The sequence below is a fragment of the Salmonella sp. SAL04213 genome (assembly GCF_046550535.1).
Taxonomy (GTDB): Bacteria; Pseudomonadota; Gammaproteobacteria; order Enterobacterales; family Enterobacteriaceae; genus Salmonella; species Salmonella enterica.
The window spans coordinates 1-507 of sequence record NZ_JBGDXS010000031.1 but is presented as its reverse complement, the minus strand read 5'-3'; the positions used below and the strand labels follow the sequence as shown (position 1 = coordinate 507).

At 54.2% G+C, this 507-nt stretch carries 1 rRNA gene; it reads right to left on the bottom strand.

The annotated features are described in order from the left end of the window. Positions 1-3: 3 nt before the first annotated feature. A 16S ribosomal RNA gene (locus ACLJPQ_RS22480) occupies positions 4-507 on the bottom strand; the annotation flags it as partial.

Sequence of the window (507 nt, the reverse complement as noted above, 5' to 3'; positions counted from 1 at the left end):
AGGTAAGGAGGTGATCCAACCGCAGGTTCCCCTACGGTTACCTTGTTACGACTTCACCCCAGTCATGAATCACAAAGTGGTAAGCGCCCTCCCGAAGGTTAAGCTACCTACTTCTTTTGCAACCCACTCCCATGGTGTGACGGGCGGTGTGTACAAGGCCCGGGAACGTATTCACCGTGGCATTCTGATCCACGATTACTAGCGATTCCGACTTCATGGAGTCGAGTTGCAGACTCCAATCCGGACTACGACGCACTTTATGAGGTCCGCTTGCTCTCGCGAGGTCGCTTCTCTTTGTATGCGCCATTGTAGCACGTGTGTAGCCCTGGTCGTAAGGGCCATGATGACTTGACGTCATCCCCACCTTCCTCCAGTTTATCACTGGCAGTCTCCTTTGAGTTCCCGGCCGGACCGCTGGCAACAAAGGATAAGGGTTGCGCTCGTTGCGGGACTTAACCCAACATTTCACAACACGAGCTGACGACAGCCATGCAGCACCTGTCTCAC